This window comes from Plantactinospora sp. KBS50 (assembly GCF_002285795.1).
Taxonomy (GTDB): domain Bacteria; phylum Actinomycetota; class Actinomycetes; order Mycobacteriales; family Micromonosporaceae; genus KBS50.
Map to the genome: position 1 here is coordinate 4,452,866 of NZ_CP022961.1, position 17,854 is coordinate 4,470,719.

The window sequence follows — 17,854 nt, forward strand, 5'->3', positions numbered from 1 at the left end:
GTCTTCGGCGAAGTTGGGGTGTCCGGACCGCTGGGACACCCCAACTTCAAGGAAAATGAGTTGATCATGGCCGGGTGTCAGCCGGCCACCACCGGCCGGGCCCGGTCGGTGGCCAGCCGGACGGCCAACGCGCCGAGCACGGTGCCCATCACGTACCGCTGCATCCGCAGCCACCCGGGGCGGCGGGTGAGGAACGTCGAGACCGTGCCCGCGGCGAGCACGATCAGCAGGTTCACCGTGAGCGCGACGACGATCTGCACGCCGCCGAGCAGGAACCCCTGCGCCATCACGTGCCCGTGGGCCGGCTGGACGAACTGCGGGATCAGCGACAGGTACATGATGGCGATCTTCGGGTTGAGCAGGTTGGTCAGCAGTCCCATCCCGAACAGCCGCCGGGCCGGGTCCGGGGGCAGGTCGGCGGGCTGGAACACCGACACACCCCCGGGGCGCAGCGCCTTGATCGCCAGCCAGGCCAGGTATCCGGCGCCGGCCATCTTGAGCGCGACGTAGAGCGGGGGCACCGCCACGAAGATCACGGCGAGGCCGAGGTTGGTCGCGACGAGGTAGACGCCGAAGCCGACGGCCACCCCGGCAAGCGAGATGACGCCCGCGCGCCGTCCCTGGGTGATGCTGCGCGACACCAGGTACATCATGTTCGGCCCGGGAGTGAGCACCATCGCCAGAGCGACGGCGCCGACCCCGAGCAGCGCCGAAGTAGTGATCATGTTTTCGATCCTTACATCTGCGGGCCGGCCCGGGAACTGTGTTCCTCACTACCCACAACGGCCACGGAACCGGCCGGTATGCCCTCGCCCCGGCCGAGGGCGGGCGGGTCGGAGGTCCCGGTCGACAAGCCGGACGGTCCTGTGCGGCGGGTGGCCGCGGGGTGTTGCCTGGAGGTGGAGGGTCAGCTCCCGGGACAGACAGGGAACAGCGCGCAGGAGGCGATCACCATGATCGGAACGTATGCCGCCGCCGCGGTGCCGGACAGCGCCGCGTTGGACGTCCGCTTCGTGTCCGGCGAGTCGTACGAGGTCACGGTGCGCGGGCACACGGTCCGGGTCGACCAGCCGGCCGGCTCGGGCGGTGCGGACAGCGCGCCGACGCCGGTCGAGCTGTTCGTGGCGTCGCTGGCCACCTGTGTGGCGTTCTACGCCGGCCGGTACCTGGCCCGGCACGGACTGAGCCGGGACGACCTTGGTGTGACGGTCGACTTCCGGATGGCCACCGACCGTCCGGCGCGGGTCGCCGGGGTGCGCCTGTCGCTGCGGGTGCCGGCGGACCTGCCGGCCAACCGCCGGGCCGGCCTGCTGGCGGTGGCGTCGCACTGCACCGTGCACAACAGCCTGGTCACGCCGCCGGAGGTGACCATCGAGCTGGCCTGACCGGCGGGACCCGGGCGCGGGTCGGCACGGCCCGCGCCGGCCACGACCGGCACACCGGGCGCCGGCCACGACCGGCACACACCACCGGCTGCGGGCAGGCCGCCACCGCCGGATACGACCCGGACGGCACCATCGGCTACGGGCACGGGTAGGCCGCCACCGCCGGATACGACCCGGACGGCACCACCGGCTACGGGCGGTTCGCCACCACCAGGGTGTCGAGCGCGTCGATGCTGCCGCCGTCGGTCTGCACCGGCCGGCGTACCGTCCCGGCCCGCGCGACGCGCAGGCCGGGCAGGTGCGCGGTCACCGACTCCGGGGTGTGCAGCACCGCCGGGTCCTGCGGGCCGCCGGTACCGCCGGTGAGGTTGGCCAGGTCGTGACCGACCAGCACGAAGGTGCCGCCGGGCCGGACCGCGCCGGCCGCCCGGCGCAACACCGGCGCCAGCACGGGCGCCGGCAGGTGCAGGTACGCGATGAGCACCAGGTCGTAACCGTCGGCCTCCGGCTGGTACGTCGTCACGTCGGCCACCTGCCACGTGACGTCCACGCCGCCCCGGCGGGCCAGTTCCCGGCCGCGTTCGACGGCGACCGCGGAGAAGTCGACGGCGGTGACCTGCCAGCCGCGCCCGGCGAGCCAGATCGCGTTGCGTCCCTCCCCCGCGGCCAGGTCCAGCGCCCGGCCGGGCGGCAACGGCGTGGTCGCCTCCACCACGAACCGGTTCGGCTGCGCGGTCCACACCAGATCGGGTGAACCGGCGTACCGGGCGTCCCACTGGGCGCTGTCCATGCCGTCCTCCTCTCACCGCGTCAACGGATGCTGCGGTCCCGCCCCCGGTCTCGACCCGGCGAGTCCCGACCGGGAGACCGCACCAGCCTGCCAGCAACGGACCCGGCGGCGCCCTCGGGGACCCGGTCCCACCAGCCGACCGGCCCCCACCAGCCGACCGGCCCCCACCAGCCGACCGGCCCCCACCAGCCGACCGGCGCCGGCGGCGCGGGACCAGCACGACGCCGGCCACGGCCGCGGCCGCCACCAGGACCGCCGCCACCAGCGTCACCTCGGGCCGGGCAGGCGCGGGCAGTTGCTGCCCGAGCATGACCAGCCCCACGACCAGGACGAGGCCGCCGAACGTCCGGCGCAGCACGGCCGGTGGCACCCGGCCGGCGAGCCGCCCGCCGACCAGGCTGCCGGCGACCGCCGCCCCGGTCACGGCCAGCGCGAGCGGCCAGTCGAGGGTGACGTCGCCGAGGTGGCCGGCGAACCCGGCGAGGGTCTGTACCGCGATGACGGCCAGCGACGTGCCGACCGCGACCGGCATCGGCAGCCCACCGAGCAGGGTGAGCGCCGGGACCACGAGGAAACCGCCGCCGGCGCCGACCAGGCCGGAGACCAGGCCGACCCCGGCGCCCACGGCCAGCGCGCGGAGCACCGGAAGCTGCCGGCCGGCCGGACCGTCGCCGCCGGGCCGGCCGACCAGCATGGCGACCGCGGTGCCGAGCATCATCAGCGCGAACGCGGTGAGCAGCACCGGCGGCGGGACGAACCGGGCGAGCCAGCCGCCGGCGTACGCCCCGGCCATGCCCGCCAGCCCGAAGACGCCACCGGTACGCCACCGGATCCGCCCGGCGCGGGCGTGCGGCAGCAACGCCACCGTGCTGGTGACGCCGACGACCAGCAGCGAGGTGGCGATCGCCGGCCGCGCGGGCTGGCCGGCGACGTACACCAGCAGCGGCACGGCGAGGATCGATCCACCGCCGCCGAGCAGGCCGAGGCTGACCCCGATGAGCACGGCCAGCCCGACGGTCAGCGCGAGGCCGACGGTCACGGTTGGCTCCCGGCCGCCTGTTCCGTCCGCAACTGGCCGACGATGCTGTCCAGGTCGCAGCCCGCGCCCCGGTTGTACGGCAGTCTGGCCAGCAGCATGCCCAGCGCGCAGGTGTTGGTCAGGGCGGCGACCGTGAGCCCGGCGCCGATGGCGGCGGCCACCCATTTCAGGCCGGGCAGGGCCACCGAGGCCAGCACGCTGAGCAGCACGGTCGCGCCGGCCACGAGGCGTACCTGCCGTTCCAGGTCCCACCGCGGCCGGCCCTGGTTGATCTGCGCCCCGGCCGCCTGCCAGGCCAGCATGCCGCCGTCCAGGACGCGCAGGTTCGGCAGCCCGGTCTGCGCGAGGGTGAGCCGGGCCTGCCCGGCGCGGGCGCCGGAGCGGCAGACCAGCACCACGTCCTCGTCGAGGTGGCTGCGCAGTTCTCCGCGGTGCTCCCGGAGCAGGTCCAGGGCACGTTGTAGGCGCCGGGGATGTGCGCGGTCTCGAACTCGGCCGGGGTGCGCACGTCGAGCACCCGCGGCGCGCGGCCGGAGTCGCGCAGCGTACGCAGCGCCGCGACGTCGATGAGCGAGCCGGTCGGGGGTTGTTGGGTAGCGCTCATGTCTCCTCGTTCGGGTCGGGGGTCCGGGGGATGTCGGGCGAGGGTCAGCGCGGGGTCGCCATCGCCACGCCGGCCGCCGCGGCCCGCTCGAACAGGTCGTCGATGACCACGACGTCGCGGCCGGCGTTGGCCAGCAGCGATCCGGCGGCGGTGGCCCGGTATCCGGACGCGCAGTGCACCCAGACCGCGCCCGGGGGCAGGTCGGCGAGCCGGGACGGCAGGTCGGGCAGCGGTACGTGCACGGCGCCCTCGATGTGCCCGTCGCGCCACTCGTTGGTCAGCCGCACGTCCAGCACCACGTCCGGCCCGGGCAGCCCGGCGGGTACGTTGCCGGACCGCGCGGCGGCCAACGCCGGGAAGTCGGTCAGGTGCATTTCGCGCAGCCGGGCGGGATCCTCGACCCATCCCTCGGCCGCGCCGGTGGCCTGCGCGGCGGGCCGTTCGATGCCGATCCGTACCAGCTCGCGCTGGGCGTCGGCGATCTGCTCCGGGGTCTGCGCCAGCAGCGTGATCGGGGTGCCCCGGTCGACAAGCCAACCCAGCCAGGTGGACATCGGGCCGTCGAGGCCGAGGCTTATCGTGCCGGCGAGGTGGCCGGCGGCGTACGCCTTGCGGTGGCGCAGGTCGACCACCCACTCGCCGCCGGCCAGCCGGGTCCGCAGTTGCCCTGCGTCGGCCCGGAACACCGGGCTGAGGTCGACCGGCGCCGGACCGCCGGCGTTGGCCACTCCCATGTGGGCGTAGTAGGCCGGGTAGGCGTCCAGCCCGGCGAGGGTCTGCGTGACGAAGTCGTCCGTGGCCAGCCGCAGGACGGGGTTGACCTCCTTCTCCCGCCCGATTGTCGACTCCGGGGCGTCGGACTGGCTGGCGGAGCAGAAGCTGCCGAACCCGTGCGTGGGCCACACCTGCGCGCCGTCGGGCAGCAGGTCGGCCAGTCGCCGGGCCGAGGCGTGCTGGTGTCCGGCCAGGTCGTGCGCGTGCTGCTGGCCGAGCAGGTCGGTCCGGCCGGTGCTGCCGAACAGCAGCGAGCCGCCGGTGAACACGCCCACCGGCCGCCAGCCCGCTGCGGTGGCCTCGTCCAGGACGTACGAGAGGTGGTGGAACGTGTGCCCGGGCGTGCCGACGACCCGCAGCCGCAGCGAATCGGAGACCGCGATCTCGTCGCCGTCGGTCACCGGCTTCCGGGCGAAGTCGACCCGGTCGGCGGCGGACACCAGGTAGTCGGCTCCGGTCAGCCGGGCCAGTTGCAGGCCGCCGGAGACGTAGTCGTTGTGGATGTGGGTCTCCACCACGTGCGTGATCCGGACTCCCCTGCTGCCCGCGAGGTACAGCACGCGGTCGATGTCCCGCTGTGGGTCGACCACGACGCCGACCCGGCCGTCGGAGGCCAGATAGCTCCGGTCGCCGAGCGAGGACGTGGCGATGACGGACACCTCGACTGTCACTACGGTCACTCCCCTCAAAAACCGCATACCCCGGGGGTATGCGGAAGACAGACTTCCGCACGGCTGTCCGCGCACAAGTACCCGACCAGGCCGCGATCACGCGACCGGCCGGACGCCGATCCCGGTCAGGACCGGCAGCCCCGACCCAGACCGGCAGCCCCGGTCAGGACCGGCGACGCCGGCTCGGGCTCGGCGGCCCCGACCGGGACCGGGGGCGCCGACTCAGGCCAGCGCCAGGAAGAGCTTCTCCAACTCCTCCTCGGTCATCTCGGGGTCGTCGCCGCCCTCCCGGGCGTCGTTGCAGTGCCGCATCCCCGAGGCGATGATCTTGTAACCGGCGCGGTCGATGGCCTTCGACACGGCCGCCAACTGCGTGAGTACGGCCCGGCAGTCCTCGCCGTTCTCCATCATCTCGATGACCGCGTTGAGCTGCCCGCGCGCCCGCTTGAGACGGGTCAACGCATCACCGGTCATCTCGGGTCGAAGCTTCACGACGTACCTCCCGACCGCAAAGATACCCCCGGGGTACCCGACGACAAGCCCGGGGACGAAGCCCGACGACGAAGCCCGACGACAAGCCCGGGGACGAAGCCGGCGACACAAGCCCGGGGACGAAGCCGGCGACAAGCCGGGCGCCGGATGGACGGGCGCGCCGGCCGGGCGGGAGACCTTGCCGTCACCGAAATGTTTCTCGATAATTATCGATGTTCCCGAGCCGGATGCGATTGGTCACCGGGCGGCCCTCGCGCCGGGACACCTGGACCCCTGTCGACGATCCGCGAAGGAACCCTCCATGAGAACAAGGCTCAGAATGCTCGGCGCCGCGCTGGCCGCCGCGCTGGCGGTGACCGCCGCCGCGGCGACGATCAACGCCGGCCCCGCGTCCGCGGCGGCGCTCACCGAGATCACCAACTTCGGCACCAACCCCAGCAACCTGCGGATGTACCTGTACGTACCGGACCGGGTCACCACCCGGCCGGCGCTGGTGGTGGCCGTGCACTACTGCACCGGCACCGGCCCCGCCTTCTATTCCGGCTCCCAGTTCGCCTCGCTGGCCGACCAGTACGGCTTCATCGTGATCTACCCCTCGGTCACCCGCGCCAGCCAGTGCTTCGACGTCTCCTCCCCGCAGGCGCTGCGGCACGACGGCGGCAGCGACCCGGTCGGCATCATCTCGATGGTCAACTACGTGAAGCAGCGGTACAACGTGGACCCGGACCGGGTGTTCGCCACCGGTGTCTCGTCCGGCGCCATGATGACCAACGTGCTGCTCGGCGACTACCCCGACGTCTTCGCCGCCGGTGCCGCCTACGCCGGCGTCCCGTTCGGCTGCTTCGCCACCACCAACGGTTCGGAGTGGAACTCCGAGTGCGCCAACGGGCAGATCACCAAGACCCCGCAGGAGTGGGGGGACCTCGTCCGCAACGCGTACCCGGGATACTCCGGCCGGCGGCCCCGGATGCAGCTCTGGCACGGCACCAACGACGAGACGCTGCGCTACCCGAACTTCGGCGAAGAGATCAAGCAGTGGACCAACGTGCTGGGGGTCAGCCAGACCCCGTCGTACACGGACACCCCGCAGTCCGGCTACACCCGCACCCGGTACGGAGGCACCGGTGGCATGGCGCCGGTCGAGGCCATCAGCATCCAGGGCGCGCCGCACAACCTGCCGGTCGACGCCGCCCAGGCGATCCGCTTCTTCGGCCTCGACTCGACCACGCCGCCGACCACCGCGGCACCCACCACCGCACCCCCGACGACGGCGCCGCCGACCACCGCACCGCCCACCACCGCGCCGCCGACCACCGCACCGCCCACCACCGCACCCCCGACCACGGCACCGCCGCCGTCGGGCGCCTGCCGGGTCGGGTACGTGGTGAACGCGTGGAACACCGGCCTGACCACCTCGGTGACGGTGACCAACACCGGCTCGTCGACGATCAACGGCTGGGCGCTGACCTTCACCCTGCCGGCCGGACAGACCGTCACCAACGGCTGGAACGCCACGATAGCCCCGACCAGCGGCGCGGTGACCGCCCGTAACGTCTCCTACAACGGCACCATCGCACCGGGCGGCTCGGTCAACTTCGGCTTCCAGGCCAACCACACCGGCAACACCGCCAGCCCGACCTCGTTCACCCTCAACGGCACCGCCTGCACCCTCGGCTGAGCCGCGGCCGTGGCGGCGCCGGACGGCGCCGCCACGGCCGGGCTACCGTCGCCGGATGCCTCACGACGACATCACCGCGGCCGCCGCCGGCACCTGGACGCTTGGCGACCGGACCGTACACCGGATGGGCTTCGGCTCGATGCGGCTGACCGCCGACGCCGACCCGGACCGCGCGGTCACCGTGCTGCGCCGGGCCGTCGACCTCGGGGTGAACCACATCGACACCGCCGCCTTCTACCGGTCGCCGGGCGGCACCCTCGGGGTGGGCACCGACCCCGCCCGGTACGCGCCCGACCTGATCCGCACCGCGCTGCATCCGTACCCGCAGGACCTGGTCATCGCCACCAAGGTCGGCTTCGCGTGCGATCCGGCCGGCGACCTGGCCGAGGCGCTGACCCCGGCGGACCTGCGCCGCCAGGTCGAGGAGAACCTGCGCCGGCTCGGCCGCGACCACCTGGACGTGGTCAACCTGCGGATCGTCAGACGGCCCGGCCGTGACTCCGTGGCCGAACCGTTCGGCGCACTCGCCGAACTGCGCGACGCCGGGCTCATCCGGCACCTCGGACTGTCCAACGTCCGCGCCGACCACCTCGACGAGGCGCAGGCCATCGCGCCGGTGGTCTGCGTGCAGAACAACTACGCGATCGACAACCGGACCGACGACGACCTGTTGCGGCTCTGCGCCGAGCGGGGCATCGCCTTCGTACCCTTCTTCGCCCTCGCCGGGCCGCGCCGCGAGGCGGGCGCGGCCACCGCACACACCGCGGCCGTGCAGGCCGTCGCGGCCGCACACCGGGTGACCCCGCACCAGGTACGCCTCGCCTGGACGCTGCACCGCGGACCGCACGTGCTGGCCATCCCCGGCACGGGCGACCCGGAGCACCTGGTCGGGAACGTCTCGGCCGGCGCGCTCCGGTTCAGCGCCGACGAGCTGGCCAGCCTCGGCTGACCCGCAGCCGGGCACGCGGCCGCAGCCGCGACCACCGCCCGGTACGCCGGGCCGCCAGCGCACCCGCCGGCCCGGCCGGTGCCGCAGCGTCCCGCCCGGCCGGGACCGCGCCGGCCGGCGCCGCCTGCCGCAGCAGCGTCCCGAGCAGCACCAGCAGCACGATCTCGGCCACCACGACCAGCCGCTCCAGCAGACCGACGTACGGGCGCAGCGGTGAACCGGCCAGGTAGGCCACGACGAACGGGACCAGCGCGGCCAGGCACGCGCCGGCCACCGCGGCGACGATCCGGGTACCGGCTCCCCGGCGCCGGGCCGCGGTCACCAGCGCACCGAGGGGCAACCCCAGCAGCGCGCCGACCGAGGCCCACTGGTGGACCAGGCCCGTCGAGCTGACCGGCATCCCGACCGGGTCCCGGGGAAACATGGTCAGCACGACCAGGCCCAGGCACCAGCATCCGAACAGGGCCGCGGCCGTACCGCCGAACCAGCGCGCCGGCCCGGCGGTGCTCCGGCCGGTGCGGTCCGGCACGGCGGACCCCTGGCCGGTGCGGGCCGGCCGGTCCGGGCCGGTCCGGGCCAGCGGGCCGAGCAGCGCGACCGAGCCGACGGCCAGCACCAGCACCCCGCCGTCGAAGACCCAGCCGACCGGGGACAACGCGTAGTCGCTGATCGTGTCCGCGACCGGGCTGAGCCGGGTCACCAGCACGTGCAGCAGTCCGAACAGCACAAGCGCGAGCGCGGCGGCGGACAGCCCGAGCGCCCGGGTGAGGACCCGCCAGGAACGGACCACCGCCCGGCACAGGGCCGGCACGCCGTACGGGCTCGCGGCCCGCGCGCGGGCACGGGCGGCGTACCCGCGGCCCGAGGCCCGCCACCGGTCCCCCGCCTTCGGCCGGCCCGGCGACCGCGACCGGCCCGCCACCGCGGGCCGGAGCGCGGCGAACCGCCCCGGCGGATCGGCCGGGCTCCGGCGGCGCCGGGGCCAGGCCGGACGGGCCGGCCTGGCATGCCGGCGCGGCAGCCCCAGGTCTGTCATCTCGCCTCCAGCATCGCCCAGAGGCTAGCTGTTCCCGCCCTGCGCCCCGCCACACCACCGCCGTTGCACGCCCAGGCGATGAACCTCAGGAAGCGCCCCTTCCCCTACCGAAACCGATGAGAAGGGACGCTTTCCAACGGCGGGTACGACTCCCCCTCAACCGGCGTTCTCGGCTACCGTTGTCGATGTCTTTTCCGGGTGTTCGCCGCCGACGTCGAACCCACCACGCCCCCGGCACGTACCCCGATCGGTGAAACCTGCCCATCGGCACGTCCGGTGGGCCAGGATCGTCGAGGAGACGAGGAGGTGCCGCCGTGCACGACACCCGGACTTCCGAGCTGTTTTTCGAGGTCGCCGGAACGCCACCCATCCGGACCGACGGCCTTTCGGTATTCACCGCCGGGCACCGGCAGGCCGCCCGGGTCAGGGCGCTGCTCACCGCCGCGTGCGCAGCCGCCCAGACGACCGGCTGGCGGTCGCTGCACGGACCGGTCGCGCTGGAGGTGGTGCTGCGCTGTCCACCGGAACACCGGGTGGTCGACGCGGCCCAGCTCCTCGGCGGGGTCGGGGCCGTACTGCAGGACAAGAAACGGATCGGGGCCGTGGGCCTGGCCCACCTCGGGGTGCTGGCCGACGTCGCGCTCTACGACGACGAACGGCAGATCCGCCAGCTGAGCTATCGCGAGGAACCGGCCACGGACTTCTCGTACCTGGTCCGGGTGACCGCGCTGGAGCCCGCCAGCCCGCTGGCACCGACGACGCGCCAGGCCGCTCCCCCGGCCCCGGTTTGATCCACCGGCACGGCCACCGGTCAACCGGTTTGGCCGGCCTCCGCGGTGGGGTACCGCGGACGCGACGATGAAGGGAGTGCGCATGTCCGAGCCACACGTGACGCTCGATCCGCAGGGCCTCGATCCGGCCGGGCGCAGGCTGCGCGGGCCGCTGGAGGACCAGTTGACCTCGGCGTTGCGGGCGGCCAGCGATCGGGTGCGCGCGGCCTATGCCGGCGAGCCGGTCGAGGAGGTGTGCCGGCGGCTGCTCGACGAGACGCGCGCCGGGCTGCACCCCGACATCGCCGCCGGCTTCGATCCCGACATGGACGAGTTCTGCCGGGTGGCCATCGCCATCGTCCGCCACGAGGCACCGCACCCGAACTGAGCGGATGGGCCGGTGCGGGCCGGCACGGCCGCGCCGACCCGCCTCCGGCAGCCCGAAACCGGCCCGGTCCGCGCCCCGTCCGCGGCCAGTCCCGGTCCGCGGCCAGTCCCGGTCCGCGCTCAGACCCGGCCCGCGCTCAGACCCGGCCCGCGCTCAGTCCCGCAGCGCCGACTCGGCCACCTCGGCCGCGCAACCCCAGCTCATCGTCATCCCGGCGCCGCTGTGCCCGTACGCGTGCACCAGCCGCACGCCACCGGGCAGGCCCAGCGGGTCCCGCTCGACCCGCGCGCCGCCGTACCGGGCCGGGCGCAGCCCCGCGAGTTCCGCCCGGACCACCGCGCCGGCCAGTTGCGGCACCAGCGCCGTACACCGGGCCAGGATCGCCCGGGCCGCCGTCGGGTCCGGCCCGGTGTCGGTCTCCCCCGGCTCGTACGTCCCGCCCAGCACCACGTCCCGGCTGCGCGGATGCACGTAGGTGATGCCCTCCGGGGCGTCCTCGTCGCGGACCGACACGTGCAGCCCCGGGTTCGCCACCACCAGCACCCGGCCGCGGGCCGGATGCACCGCGGGGTCGTCCGCCAGCCGGCCCGCGCCCAGCCCGGCCGCGTTGACCACCACCGGGGCGTACCGGGCCGCCTCGGCCAACGTCCCGAGCCGCCGCCGGATCAGCACGACACCGGCACCGGCCAGCCCGGCCCACAACCAGTCCAGGTACGGACCCATCTCCACCGAGGGCACCGTGCAGCACCACTGCCCCGCGTACGGGCCGGGGGTGGATCCTCGACCCGGAAGTCCGGCACGGCCGGCGCCCACCAGGGCGGCTCGGCGGCGGTGCGCAGCAGCATCCGGGTCGGCCGCAGGGCCACGCCGGGCACCCCGGTCGCCGCCTGCCCGGTGAAGACCACGAACGCCTGCCGGCTCCAGCGCAAGGCCCGGGGATCCTCGGCGACGTGCGACGGGTACCAGACCGCCGCGGCCACCCGGGACACCAGCCGCTCGGGCTCGTCGGCGGTCAGCACCGCCACCCGCGCACCCCGCTCGACCAGCCGGGCCGCGCAGGTCAGGCCGACGATGCCGGCACCGACCACCACGGCGTCGTACTGCACGCCCTTGAGCCTAGGCCCGGTGTCAAAGCCCTCCTGGAACACCGGCGGGGTCAGGAACGCCGCCCGCGGGTCGCGGTCCCCGAATGGCGGCAGTTGCCCGGGTGAACGCTTGCGACCATCGAGCCGGATGGAACAGCATCGAGTAATGACCTCAGCGGGCGGGGAGTTGGGGCCCGGGGCGTCCATGCCGGACATCGTGGGATTCGGTGCACTCAATGTCGATTTCATCGCCAGCGCTTCCGGGCTCTCCCAACGGATGGCGGAGCGCATCACCGAGTCGGTGGCCCGGTTCGAGTGGAACCGGGAGGGGCCGGTCGACCAGCGGACGATCGAGGACGCGATCGGCAATCTCGGGGTGGCCTCCCTCGGCTACTCCCTCGGCGGGTCCGCATGGCTCACCATCTTCGCCCTTGCCCAGATGAACGTGGGCATCAGCCTCGGATACGTCGGCGTGGTCGGCCGGGTGGAGGCACCCGGGCTGTCCTTCGTGGGCCAGATGGACGACCTGGGCATCGACCACCGCTGGGTGGCTCGGCGGCCCGACCTGCTCAGCGGCACCTGCCTGTCTTACATCGACGACATCGACCGGGTCATGCTCATCCACCCAGGGGCGAACATCGAAATGGCCGGACACATCCGCGACAACCTCGACTCGATGGCGAGTTACCTGTCCGGCGCCCGATGCGTGCACCTGACCTCGTTTCTCGATCAGGTCACGCCCACGCAGGTGCTCGCGGTGCTGCGCCGGGCGAAGCACCGCAACCCGGACCTGCTGCTCAGCTTCGATCCGGGGTTCGACTGGGCCGAGCATCCGAGCGCCGCCGTTGAGGGACTGCTCGACCTCGCCGACCTGCTGTTCGTGAACTATCGGGAGTTCAAGGCGCTCGGCCGGTACGGGCATGGCGAGCCCGACCAGCTGGTGGCGGCCCGGGCGCTTCGGCGCTGCGGACCCGGCTGCACGATCTTCGTCACCAAACGGTACGACCTGGTCGAGGTGTTCCGGCTGGTCCCCGGGGCATGCTCACCCAGCACTTTCAACTCAACCGGCCGCTGCGCGAGGCCGAGTTGGAGGACGCGACCGGGGCCGGCGACGTGTTCGCGGCCGGGGTTCTCGCCGCCCTCGTCTCCCGGCGGTTGCAGGTCGAACTCGGCGCCTTCGTCGGGCTGGATCTTGCTGGTTACAAGACCCGCCGGGGCACGACCGCCGGACCCGGGGAACTTCCCACCCTGGCCAAGGGCTTCCTCCAGAAGACCGAACGACTCCGCCGGCCCGGCAGCCGGCCGACGGCGGTCTTCCTGGCGCACGACAACCATCCGCAGTGGCTGGTGCTGCGGCGCTTTCTCGAACAACAGTGCGGGCTGCCGACGGTCGAACTGGTCTCCACCGGGCAACCGCCCCGGGCCGACGAGTTGGCCGAGGCGCTGCAGCGGTGCAGCTTCGCGGTCTGCCTGCTCAGCGCCGGGGACGTGCGCTCGTCGGGTCGGAGCCGAACCGACCAGAACACCGTTCACCAGGCTGGCATGTTTCAGGGCCGGTACGGCTTCGGACGGGTTGCGATACTCGTCGAGGACGGCTGCGACACCTTTTCCAACATCGCCGGTCTGATCCGCCTCGACTTCGCCGCCGGCCGGATCACCAGCACGTTCCTGGAGTTGGAGCGGATGTTGCGTCGCGAGGGTCTCATACGCCGAGGGATGGCCGACGTGGCGGATCGTGAGACAGCTGGCACGTCGGGGTTCGCGCTGGACGTGATCGGCGTCGGCGCCCTCAACCTGGACTACATCGCCGCCGAGCCCCCGCCGGGCGCGACCGGCACGGGCGCCACCTCGGCCGGGGCGACCGGCCCGGCACCCCGCGCGGTGCCCGGGACGGGGCCGCCGCCGGCCGGCGCCACCGGTCCTCGCCGGCCCGCCGACCGGAGCCGGCTCACCGACCGGATAGCGCGGCTGCTGGACGGCGTCGGGCTGCCGTTCGAACCGGGCACGGAGGCGTTGGTGGACGCGCAGACGATCAATGCCGCCATCGAAACGGTCAGCTCCACCCGCCCGGACACCAGCCTCGGCGGCTCCGCCTTCAACGCGATCTTCGCGATCGCCCAGACGCAGGTGGGGGTACGGCTCGGGTTCGTCGGGGTGGCCGGCCGGGTTCCCGTGATCGGCCTGTCCAGCGTGCAGCAGTTCGAGGCCCTCGGCGTCGACCACCGGTTCGTGTTCCGGGACGACTCCCGGCTGTGCGGGATCTGTTTCTCCTTCGCCGACGGCAGCGGCGACCGTACCCTGCTCACCCACGCCGGCGCGAACGACGAGTTGGCCGAACACCTCGACCGGGAGTTCGACGCCGTGGTGGGTTACCTGGCTACCGCCCGGGTGATCCACGTGACCTCGTTCCTGGACAACCGCAGCCCCGGCCGGCTGCTGCGGGTGCTCGCGGCGGTCAAGCGGGCCAGCCCGGCCACCGCCGTGTGTCTGGATCCGGGGCACGTGTGGAGCGTCGGGGGCACGGCGGACGTGGAGGGCCTGCTCGGACTCAGCGACTACCTGTTGGTCAACTACCGCGAGTTCCGCGCGCTGGGTCGGCACGCCGAGGGCGAGTCCGACGAGATCGTGGCGGGGCGGCTGATCGCCCGGATGGGCGGCGCCGGGATCGTGCTCATCAAGCTGCCGGCCGGTGTCTGGGCCTACCGGCGAGAACGCGGCAAGCTGCTCGGGGACTTCTACGCGCAGACCCCGTTGATGAGCGCCGAGATCGCCGACGACACCGGCGCCGGCGACGTCTTCGCGGCCGGCCTGCTCACGGTGCTCACCAGCGACAAGCTCCAGGTCGAGCTGGGTTCGCTGCTCGGCATGCGGCTCGCCCGGCACAAGCTGCGGTACGTCGGCAGCGCCGGGCACGCCCAGTTCGCCGAGGTGACCCGCGACTTCATCGGGTCGGCCGCCGGCGAACGCCGGACCGCGGGTACGCCCCGGGGCGTCTTCATCGCGCACGGCGCCCACCCGGAGTGGCTCGCCGTGCAGCGCTTCATCGCCGACCGGTTCGAGCTGCCGGTGTACTCCTTCGAGAGCGGGGCGTGGGGCGGCCGGTCCGTCACCGAGGCGCTCGCCGACTACCTGGAACGGTGCAGCTTCGCGGTCTGCGTGCTGACCGCCGAGGACTTCACCGGGGACGGCCGCCGGCTGGCCCGGCAGAACGTGATCCATGAGGTCGGGCTCTTCCAGGGCCGGCACGGGTTCGACCGGGTGGCCGTGCTCGCCGAGGAGGGCTGCGACTTCGTGCCACCGGCCGCGGCGCCGTACACCATCACCTTCCCGCCGCACGGCATCGGAACGGCCTTCTACCAGCTCGCCGAGATGATCGTCGCGCAGGGCGTGGGCGACCCGGACGACCGCTGAGCCGCGCGCCCGCCGGTGCCGGCACCGGCGGTGGTCCGCCTGGTCGGGCTCAGCGACGGAGGGTGAGGATGAGGTCGGCGACCAGGGCGGTCCAGCCGGTCTGGTGCCAGGCGCCCAGGCCGGCGCCGTTGTCGCCGTGGAAGTACTCCGGGAAGACGATCCGGTCCCGCCAGTCCGGGTGGGTCTGGAACAGCCCGGTGGCGCCGTACATCGGCCGCCGGCCGTCCGGGCCGGGTACGAACAGCGAGATCAGCCGCTCGGACAGGTCGTCGGCGACCTGCCGCAGCGTCCGCTGCCGCCCGGAGCCGGTGGGGTACTCGACCAGCAGGTCGTCGCCGTAGAAGGCCGCGTAGTCGCGCAGCGCGCCGATCAGCAGGTAGTTGGTCGGCAGCCAGATCGGGCCGCGCCAGTTCGAGTTGCCGCCGAACAGCCCGCTCGTGGATTCTGCCGGCTCGTAGCCGACGGTGCAGACCTGCCCGCCGAGGATCACCGTGAACGGTTCGGCCAGGTGCGCCCGGGACAGCGTGCGCAGCCCGTACGGCGAGAGGAACTCGTCCTCGTCGAGCATCCGGGCCAGCAGCCGGATCATCTGGTCCGGGCCGACCATGGCCAGCAGCCGCTGCTGGCGCCCGTCCGGGCCGAGCCGCCGCTCGCCCACCACGTGCGCGTACTCGGGCCGGTTGGCCAGCGACCAGCGTAGCCGGGCGGCCACGTCCGGCAGCCGGCGCAGCGTGCCCGAGGTGAGCCGGGTGGTGGCGGTCAGCGGCAGCAGCCCGACCACCGAGCGCACCCGCAGCGGCACCCGGCTGCCGTCGGGCAGCCGCAGTACGTCGTGGAAGAAGCCCTCGGCGTCGTCCCACAGTCCCTGCTCGTACGCGGCGGCGGCGATCAGCGCGAAGTGTTCGAAGAACTTCGTGGCCAGGTCCGAGTAGACCGGGTCGTGCACCGCCAGCACCAGCGCCATGTCCAGCAGGTTCAGCGCGTACATGGCCATCCAGCCGGTGCCGTCGGACTGTTCCAGCACCCCGGCCACGGGCAGCGCGGCCGACCGGTCGAACGGGCCGACGTTGTCCAGCCCGAGGAAGCCGCCCTCGAAGACGTTGTTGCCGCCGGTGTCCTTGCGGTTGACCCACCAGGTGAAGTTCAGCAGCAGCTTGTGCATCACCCGGGCCAGGAAGTCGAAGTCCCGGCCGCCGTCGATGGCGAACACCTGCAACGCGGCCCAGGCGTGCACGGGCGGGTTGACGTCCCCGAACGCCCACTCGTACGCCGGGATCTGCCCGTTGGGGTGCTGGTACCACTCGCGCAGCAGCAACAGCAGTTGCGCCTTGGCGAACCCGGGGTCCACCCGGGCGATGCTGACGCAGTGGAAGGCCAGGTCCCAGGCGGCGAACCACGGGTATTCCCAGGAGTCCGGCATGGAGATGACGTCGAAGCTGCTCAGGTGCGCCCACTCGGCGTTGCGGCCGTGCCGGCGGCCGGCCGGCGGCGGCGCCGCGGCCGCGTCGCCGGTGAGCCAGCGCCGCACGTCGAAGTGGTAGAACTGCTTGCCCCACATCAGCCCGGCGAGGGCCTGCCGGGCCACCGCGGTCTCCGCGGCGCTGGCGGCGGGCGGGATCACCCCGGCGTAGAAGCGGTCGGCCTCGGCCCGCCGGTCGGCCAGCACGGCCGCGTGCCCGGCGGCCAGGTCCAGCTCCGGCGGGTCGTCCGGGGCCGGCGGGGGCGCCGTGGCCGCGAGCCGCAGCCGGATCCGCGCGCAGCCGCCGGCCGGCACGTCCAGTACGTAGTGCAGCGCGCCCTTGCTGCCGGTACGCGCCGGGTTGACCGTGGCCGCGCCGGTCACCACGTGGTCGTTGATGCCGTCCTTCGGGTACGCGCTGCGCCCGTCCAGTCCCCACAGCCGGCGGGTGTTCGTCTCGTTGTCGCACAGCAGCGGTTCCGGGTCGCCCTCGCCGGCCAGCACGAGCTGGCCGAGTTCGGGGTGCCGGCCCACCAGCCGGCCGGGCTCCCCGGTGATCACCGGCACGGTGTCGCGGCCGGGCAGTCCCCAGGACCAGGTGTTGCGGAACCAGAGGGTGGGCAGCACGTGCAGCCGGGCCGGCCGGTCGGCCCGGTTGGCGACGGTGACCAGCAGGCACAGGTCGGTGGGGGACGCCTTCGCGTAGTCGACGGTCACCGCCCAGTACCGGTCGTCGTCGAAGATCCCGGTGTCGACCAGCTCGTACTCCGACTCGTCCCGCCGGCGCCGGGCGTTCCCGGCGACCAGGTCGTCGTACGGGAAGGCGGCCTGCGGGTAGTGGTAGCGCCACCGCATCCAGGAGTGGGTGGGGGTGGAGTCCTCGTACCACCAGTAGTCCTTGGCGTCCTCGCCGTGGTTGCCGCCGTGCCCGTCCAGGCCGAACATCCGCTCCTTGAGGATCGGGTCGGCGCCGTTCCACAGGGCCAGCGCGAAGCAGAACGTCTGCCGGTCGTCGCACACCCCGGCCATGCCGTCCTCGTTCCACCGGTAGGCGCGGGACCGGGCGTGGTCGTGCGGGAAGTAGTGCCAGGCCGTGCCGTGTTCGCTGTAGTCCTCCCGGACCGTCCCCCAGGCGCGTTCGGCCAGGTACGGACCCCAGGCACGCCACGGTTGCCGGTCGGCGTCGGCCTCGGCCAGCCGGAGGCGTTCCGGGTCCTGCGCCGGGTTGCTGGCGGGCGGCACGCCGGGTCCACCTCCTTCCTGATCCTCGGACAGACTGCACGGGTTCGGGTGGCGTTTCCGGGGCATCTTAGGGGCATCGGA

The 17,854-nt window shown here is 73.5% G+C and carries 14 protein-coding genes and 3 pseudogenes; 7 read left to right on the forward strand and 10 right to left on the reverse strand.

Going from position 1 to position 17,854, the window contains the following annotated elements; translation table 11 throughout:
* Positions 1–77 precede the first annotated feature (77 nt).
* A complete protein-coding gene (locus CIK06_RS19070) occupies positions 78–725 on the reverse strand; it encodes a LysE family translocator (RefSeq protein ID WP_095565967.1) in 648 nt (215 codons plus the stop codon).
* A gap of 228 nt (positions 726–953) precedes the next feature.
* Here CIK06_RS19070 and CIK06_RS19075 point away from each other — a divergent pair, with 228 nt between their 5' ends.
* Positions 954–1,385, forward strand: coding sequence for an OsmC family protein (locus CIK06_RS19075; RefSeq protein ID WP_095567957.1), 432 nt, complete (start codon positions 954–956; stop codon positions 1,383–1,385).
* 190 nt (positions 1,386–1,575) lie between these two features.
* Here CIK06_RS19075 and CIK06_RS19080 read toward each other — a convergent pair whose 3' ends face one another.
* The 5 genes and pseudogenes from CIK06_RS19080 to CIK06_RS19100 all read right to left on the reverse strand — a co-directional run bounded on the left by CIK06_RS19080 (position 1,576) and on the right by CIK06_RS19100 (position 5,755).
* Positions 1,576–2,175 (reverse strand): bifunctional 2-polyprenyl-6-hydroxyphenol methylase/3-demethylubiquinol 3-O-methyltransferase UbiG, encoded by a 600-nt coding sequence (locus CIK06_RS19080; RefSeq protein WP_095565968.1) that lies wholly within the window; start codon positions 2,173–2,175, stop codon positions 1,576–1,578.
* Positions 2,176–2,365: 190 nt separating this feature from the next.
* Positions 2,366–3,214, reverse strand: a pseudogene (locus tag CIK06_RS19085) (sulfite exporter TauE/SafE family protein); the annotation flags it as partial.
* A pseudogene (locus CIK06_RS19090) lies at positions 3,211–3,818 on the reverse strand (rhodanese-like domain-containing protein). The pseudogenes CIK06_RS19085 and CIK06_RS19090, both read right to left, overlap by 4 nt.
* 44 nt (positions 3,819–3,862) lie before the next feature.
* A complete protein-coding gene (locus CIK06_RS19095; RefSeq protein WP_095565969.1) occupies positions 3,863–5,263 on the reverse strand; it encodes an MBL fold metallo-hydrolase in 1,401 nt (466 codons plus the stop codon).
* Positions 5,264–5,485: 222 nt separating this feature from the next.
* Positions 5,486–5,755 carry a metal-sensitive transcriptional regulator gene (locus CIK06_RS19100; protein ID WP_095565970.1) on the reverse strand — a complete coding sequence of 90 codons (270 nt, stop codon included), beginning with the start codon at positions 5,753–5,755 and terminating at the stop codon, positions 5,486–5,488.
* A gap of 301 nt (positions 5,756–6,056) precedes the next feature.
* On the opposite strand from CIK06_RS19100, the gene CIK06_RS19105 reads away from it, so the two are divergent.
* Together CIK06_RS19105 and CIK06_RS19110 are read left to right on the forward strand one after the other, a co-directional pair.
* Positions 6,057–7,433 carry a PHB depolymerase family esterase gene (locus tag CIK06_RS19105; protein ID WP_095565971.1) on the forward strand — a complete coding sequence of 459 codons (1,377 nt, stop codon included), beginning with the start codon at positions 6,057–6,059 and terminating at the stop codon, positions 7,431–7,433.
* A 55-nt stretch (positions 7,434–7,488) separates the two neighbouring features.
* Positions 7,489–8,382 carry an aldo/keto reductase gene (locus CIK06_RS19110; RefSeq protein WP_095565972.1) on the forward strand — a complete coding sequence of 298 codons (894 nt, stop codon included), beginning with the start codon at positions 7,489–7,491 and terminating at the stop codon, positions 8,380–8,382.
* Here CIK06_RS19110 and CIK06_RS19115 read toward each other — a convergent pair.
* A complete protein-coding gene (locus tag CIK06_RS19115; RefSeq protein ID WP_157756862.1) occupies positions 8,351–9,418 on the reverse strand; it encodes a DUF998 domain-containing protein in 1,068 nt (355 codons plus the stop codon). The genes CIK06_RS19110 and CIK06_RS19115 overlap by 32 nt on opposite strands.
* A 314-nt stretch (positions 9,419–9,732) precedes the next feature.
* Between CIK06_RS19115 and CIK06_RS19120 the strand changes: the two genes are divergently transcribed.
* Together CIK06_RS19120 and CIK06_RS19125 are read left to right on the forward strand one after the other, a co-directional pair.
* On the forward strand, positions 9,733–10,209 hold the full coding sequence (locus CIK06_RS19120) for a hypothetical protein (protein WP_095565974.1): 477 nt from the start codon (positions 9,733–9,735) through the stop codon (positions 10,207–10,209).
* Positions 10,210–10,291: 82 nt separating this feature from the next.
* Entirely contained in the window at positions 10,292–10,576 is a 285-nt protein-coding gene (locus CIK06_RS19125; protein ID WP_095565975.1) for a hypothetical protein, read from the forward strand.
* Positions 10,577–10,729: 153 nt separating this feature from the next.
* Here CIK06_RS19125 and CIK06_RS31435 read toward each other — a convergent pair whose 3' ends face one another.
* Positions 10,730–11,299: an FAD-dependent oxidoreductase gene (locus CIK06_RS31435; RefSeq protein ID WP_232534338.1), complete on the reverse strand. Its 570-nt coding sequence runs from the start codon at positions 11,297–11,299 to the stop codon at positions 10,730–10,732.
* Positions 11,242–11,682, reverse strand: coding sequence for an FAD-dependent oxidoreductase (locus CIK06_RS31440; protein ID WP_232533732.1), 441 nt, complete (start codon positions 11,680–11,682; stop codon positions 11,242–11,244). Before CIK06_RS31440 ends, CIK06_RS31435 begins: the two co-directional genes overlap by 58 nt.
* Positions 11,683–11,938: 256 nt before the next feature.
* Between CIK06_RS31440 and CIK06_RS32560 the strand changes: the two are divergent.
* Together CIK06_RS32560 and CIK06_RS19140 are read left to right on the forward strand one after the other, a co-directional pair.
* Positions 11,939–12,547 (forward strand): annotated as a pseudogene (locus CIK06_RS32560) (carbohydrate kinase family protein); the annotation flags it as partial.
* A 152-nt stretch (positions 12,548–12,699) separates the two neighbouring features.
* A complete protein-coding gene (locus tag CIK06_RS19140; protein ID WP_232533733.1) occupies positions 12,700–15,072 on the forward strand; it encodes a PfkB family carbohydrate kinase in 2,373 nt (790 codons plus the stop codon).
* Positions 15,073–15,121: 49 nt separating this feature from the next.
* Here the strand turns inward: CIK06_RS19140 and CIK06_RS19145 are convergent, their stop codons facing one another.
* Entirely contained in the window at positions 15,122–17,773 is a 2,652-nt protein-coding gene (locus tag CIK06_RS19145) for a glucosidase (protein WP_095565976.1), read from the reverse strand.
* Between the last annotated feature and the right edge of the window lie 81 nt (positions 17,774–17,854).

Excerpts from the sequence above, each read along its gene's own strand:
- CIK06_RS19070 (WP_095565967.1), bottom strand. The coding sequence starts at position 725 with ATGATCACTACTTCGGCGCTGCTCGGGGTCGGCGCCGTCGCTCTGGCG.
- CIK06_RS19125 (WP_095565975.1), top strand. The coding sequence starts at position 10,292 with ATGTCCGAGCCACACGTGACGCTCGATCCGCAGGGCCTCGATCCGGCC.
- CIK06_RS19110 (WP_095565972.1), top strand. The coding sequence starts at position 7,489 with ATGCCTCACGACGACATCACCGCGGCCGCCGCCGGCACCTGGACGCTT.
- CIK06_RS19115 (WP_157756862.1), bottom strand. The coding sequence starts at position 9,418 with ATGACAGACCTGGGGCTGCCGCGCCGGCATGCCAGGCCGGCCCGTCCG.
- CIK06_RS31435 (WP_232534338.1), bottom strand. The coding sequence starts at position 11,299 with ATGGGTCCGTACCTGGACTGGTTGTGGGCCGGGCTGGCCGGTGCCGGT.
- CIK06_RS19075 (WP_095567957.1), top strand. The coding sequence starts at position 954 with ATGATCGGAACGTATGCCGCCGCCGCGGTGCCGGACAGCGCCGCGTTG.
- CIK06_RS19080 (WP_095565968.1), bottom strand. The coding sequence starts at position 2,175 with ATGGACAGCGCCCAGTGGGACGCCCGGTACGCCGGTTCACCCGATCTG.
- CIK06_RS19140 (WP_232533733.1), top strand. The coding sequence starts at position 12,700 with ATGCTCACCCAGCACTTTCAACTCAACCGGCCGCTGCGCGAGGCCGAG.
- CIK06_RS19105 (WP_095565971.1), top strand. The coding sequence starts at position 6,057 with ATGAGAACAAGGCTCAGAATGCTCGGCGCCGCGCTGGCCGCCGCGCTG.